At 66.2% G+C, this 4,130-nt stretch carries 3 protein-coding genes and 1 pseudogene; all 4 read left to right on the top strand.

The genetic code is table 11. From position 1 onward, the window contains the following. Window positions 1–145, top strand: a pseudogene (locus ACWKY3_RS12905) (acetolactate synthase small subunit); the annotation flags it as partial. Window positions 146–205: 60 nt separating this feature from the next. Continuing rightward, window positions 206–1,210, top strand: a complete 1,005-nt coding sequence (gene ilvC, locus ACWKY3_RS12900; RefSeq protein ID WP_449316800.1) for a ketol-acid reductoisomerase — start codon at window positions 206–208, stop codon at window positions 1,208–1,210. Window positions 1,211–1,391: 181 nt separating this feature from the next. Continuing rightward, window positions 1,392–2,972, top strand: coding sequence for a phosphoglycerate dehydrogenase (serA, locus tag ACWKY3_RS12895; protein ID WP_449316799.1), 1,581 nt, complete (start codon window positions 1,392–1,394; stop codon window positions 2,970–2,972). Window positions 2,973–3,027: 55 nt separating this feature from the next. Beyond that, on the top strand, window positions 3,028–4,130 hold a 1,103-nt coding region (locus ACWKY3_RS12890), incomplete at its 3' end, for a 2-isopropylmalate synthase (protein WP_449316798.1).

Below are 4,130 nucleotides of genomic sequence, written 5' to 3'. Positions count from 1 at the left end.
CGTGGGCAGAAGCTCGCTCACCATCGAGGCCACCGGCGACGAGAGCAAGCTCAAGGGCATGGAGGACCTCTTCCGCGCCTACGGCATAAAGGAGATCACGCGCACGGGCAAGATTGCCATGTCGCGCAACAGCAAGGAAGCGTAGAAGCGCGCGGATCGCCAACCGAGAAGCGTAAACCAGCCAAGAAGAAAGGAAACCAGGAACATGGCTGTTACGGTGTACTACGAAAACGACGTCGACCCGCAGATCATCCAGGGCAGGAAGATCGCCGTCATCGGCTACGGGAGCCAGGGCCACGCCCATGCGCTCAACCTCATGGACTCGGGCTGCGATGTGCGCGTGGGCCTGCGCGAGGGCTCCTCGTCGTGGGCTGCGGCCGAGGAGGCGGGACTTAAGGTGTGCACGATGGACGAGGCCGCCGAAGAGGCCGATCTCATCATGATCCTCGTGCCCGACGAGCTGCAGGCGCAGGTGTACAAAGACCACATCGAGGCGCATCTCAAGGCGGGCGACACGCTGGCGTTCGCGCACGGCTTCAACATCCACTACGGCTACATCGTGCCGCCTGAGGACGTGAACGTCATCATGTGCGCGCCGAAGGGCCCCGGCCACATCGTGCGCCGCCAGTTCACCGAGGGCTCGGGCGTTCCCGATCTGGCCTGCGTGGCGCAAGACGCCACGGGCGACGCGTGGGATGTGGCGCTTTCGTACTGCTGGGGCGTGGGAGGCGCGCGCTCGGGCATCATCAAGGCCACGTTCAAGGAGGAGACGGAAGAGGATCTGTTCGGCGAGCAGGCGGTGCTCTGTGGTGGCTTGGTCGAGCTGGTCAAGGCCGGCTTCGAGACGCTCACCGAGGCGGGCTACCCGCCGGAGCTGGCGTATTTCGAGGTGTACCACGAGATGAAGATGATCGTGGACCTCATGTACGAAAGCGGCATCCACTTCATGAACTACTCCATCTCCAACACCGCCGAATACGGCGAGTACCACGCCGGCCCCAAGGTCATCAACGAGCAGTCGCGCGAGGCGATGCGCGAGATCCTGGCGCGCATCCAAAACGGCGAGTTCGCGCGCGAGTTCATGGCCGACTGCGAGAGTGGCCATGCATGGCTGCTCGAGCAGCGCGCCGCCATCAACGAGCACGAGATAGAGAAGACGGGCGAGAAGATCCGCGGCATGTTCAGCTGGATCAAGCGCGGCGACGAGTAGCGCCGTCGCGGAAGGGGCCGCAGGGCCGGTCTGTTTGCGCGCGCCCGCGGACCGGCCCCGTTTGCGGGCGTTTTCCCGCGTCAGGATCCGCAGGGAGGGAGGGGAGCGGTACAATCCTTGCGTTCGGGACGCTTCGTCCCGCTTCCAACGTCGTTCACGAGGCATGAAGGTGGTTTGCGCTATGACGAAGAAGGTGCTGGTTACCGAGAAGCTGGCCGAAGCCGGCCTCGCCGCGCTGCGCGAGAGGGGCATCGAGGCGGACGTCAGGCTCAAGATGTCGCCCGAGGAGCTGGTCGCGGCCATTCCCGACTACGACGGGCTCATCGTGCGCTCCGCCACGAAGGTGACGCGCGAGGTGCTGGAGGCGGGCGCGAAGCTGCGCATCGTCGGGCGCGCCGGCGTGGGCGTGGACAACGTGGACGTGGAGGCCGCCACCGAGCGCGGCGTCATCGTGTGCAACGCGCCCACGTCCAACATCGTGAGCGCGGCCGAGCACACCATGGCGCTCATGCTGGCGTGCGCGCGCAACGTCGCCCAGGCCAACGCCGTCGTGCACGCCCACGAATGGGAGCGGGGGCGCTTCACGGGCGTCGAGCTGTACGAGAAGACGCTCGCCATCTTCGGCCTGGGCCGCGTGGGCGGCTTGGTGGCCGAGCGGGCGCGGGCCTTTGGCATGAAGCTTGTGGGCTATGACCCGTACTGCAGCCCCGAGCGCGCCGAGCAACTGGGCGTGACGCTGTACGACGACGTTGACGCGGTGGTGCCGCTGGCCGACTTCATCACCGTGCATCTGCCCAAGACCAAGGAGACCATCGGCATGTTCGGGCCCGACCAGTACGCCCGCATGAAAGACGGCGTCATCCTGATCAACACGGCGCGCGGGGGCATCTACAACGTGGAGTCGCTCGCCGACTTTTTGGCCGCGGGCAAGGTGGGCGCGGTGGGCATCGACGTGTTCGAGGGCGAGCCGTGCCGCGAAAGCCCCCTGCACGAGTTCGACAACGCCGTGCTCACGCCGCATCTGGGGGCCAGCACGAAAGAGGCGCAGGAGCGCGCCGGCGTGCAGATAGCCGAGTACGTGGCCGCGGGCCTGGAGGGCTCCATTGTGACCACGGCGCTCAATATGGCGCCCGTGCCGCCCGAGGTCATGGACGCGGTGGGGCCGTACGTGCCCGCCTGCCAGATGATGGGCAGCATGCTCGCGCAGATCCACGGCGAGATCCCGCAGTTCCTCAAGCTCTCGGCGGCGGGCGCGCTGGCCGACGCCGATCCGTCCATCCTGGTGGCCGGCACGCTCAAGGGGCTGCTGTCGTACAAGAACGTGGCCACGGTCACGCCGGTCAACGCCAAGGCGGTGGCCAAGCGCCACGGCATCCGGGTTGAGACGGCCGCCAGCCCCGACGCCTCCGGGTACGCCTCCGCGGTGTCCATTGTGGCCGACGGCACGGAGGTGGCGTGCACGTTGGCGGGAGATGCCCAGGCGGCGCGCCTCGTGTCGCTTCTGGGCTACCGGTTGGACATCGCCCCGGCATCGCAATCCCTCGTGTTCGAGTACGTGGACGCTCCGGGGCGCGTGGGCGTGATCGGCACCGTCTTGGGCGAGGCGGGCATCAACATCACCACGATGCAGATAGGCACGAAGCCCGAGGAGCGCTGCGCGCTCGTGTACCTGAACGTGGAGGGCGAGGTGACCGGGGAGGTTCTGGAGAGGCTGCGCGCTGAGCTGGACGACCTCAAGAACCTGTGGTGCATCAAACTTTAGGAATACCGTATACTGAGACAATTGTTTCCATCCCGACAGAAAGGACGCAAGGCTTATGACGCGCAAGATCGACATATTCGACACCACGCTGCGCGACGGCGAGCAGTCGCCGGGCGCTTCCATGAACACCGAGGAGAAGCTCGTGGTGGCGCGCCAGCTGCTGCGTCTGAACGTGGACGTCATAGAGGCGGGCTTTCCCATCTCCAGCCCCGGCGACTTCGAGAGCGTGCGCCGCATCGCCGAGCTGGCGGGCGACGCCGCCGTGGTGTGCGGCCTCACGCGGGCGGTTGAGAAGGACATCGACTCGGCCGCCGACGCGCTCAAGTACGCCAAGCGCCCCCGCATCCACACAGGTATTGGCGTGAGCCCCAGCCACATGCGCGACAAACTGCGCATCACCGAGGACGAATGCGTGGAGCGCGCCGTGAAGGCCGTGAAGTACGCCAAGCGCTACGTGGAGGACGTGCAGTTCTACGCCGAGGACGCGGGCAGGTCGGACTACGACTTTTTGGTCCGGGTGATACAGGCCGTCGTGGACGCGGGCGCCACCGTGGTGAACATCCCCGACACCACGGGCTACTCGCTGCCCGAGGAGTTCGGCCGGCGCATCAAGTACCTGGTGGACGGCGTGAACGGCATAGAGAACGTCAAGGTGGCCGTGCACTGCCACAACGATCTGGGCATGGCCACGGCGCTGGCCATGGCGGGCGTGAAAAACGGCGCGCGCCAGGTGGAGTGCACCATCAACGGCCTGGGCGAGCGCGCGGGCAACACGGCCATGGAGGAGGTGGTCATGGCCATCAGGATGCACGAGCAGGAGCTTGACGCCCACACCGACGTCAACACGCGCGAGTTCATCAAGGCCAGCCGCCTCGTGTCGTCCATCACCGGCATGAACGTGCAGGCCAACAAGGCCATCGTGGGAGCGAACGCCTTCGCGCACTCCTCCGGTATCCATCAAGACGGCGTGCTGAAGAAGCGCGACACCTACGAGATCATCGATCCGGCCGACGTGGGCGCGGGCCAGAGCCAGATCGTGCTCACGGCGCGCTCGGGCCATGCGGCTTTGAAGCACCGTTTGGAGGAGCTGGGCTACGAGCTTGAGGGCGAGGCGCTCGACGAGGTGTACGAGGCGTTCCTCAACCTGGCCGACAAGAA

The sequence above is a fragment of the Rubneribacter sp. genome, assembly GCF_965361815.1.
The sequence above is the reverse complement of the archived record's forward strand: the minus strand, read 5'-3'. Positions and strand labels throughout refer to the sequence as shown.

What these genes read in the sequence shown, in the direction of transcription:
- ilvC (WP_449316800.1), top strand. Translation starts at nt 206, where the DNA reads ATGGCTGTTACGGTGTACTACGAAAACGACGTCGACCCGCAGATCATC.
- serA (WP_449316799.1), top strand. Translation starts at nt 1,392, where the DNA reads ATGACGAAGAAGGTGCTGGTTACCGAGAAGCTGGCCGAAGCCGGCCTC.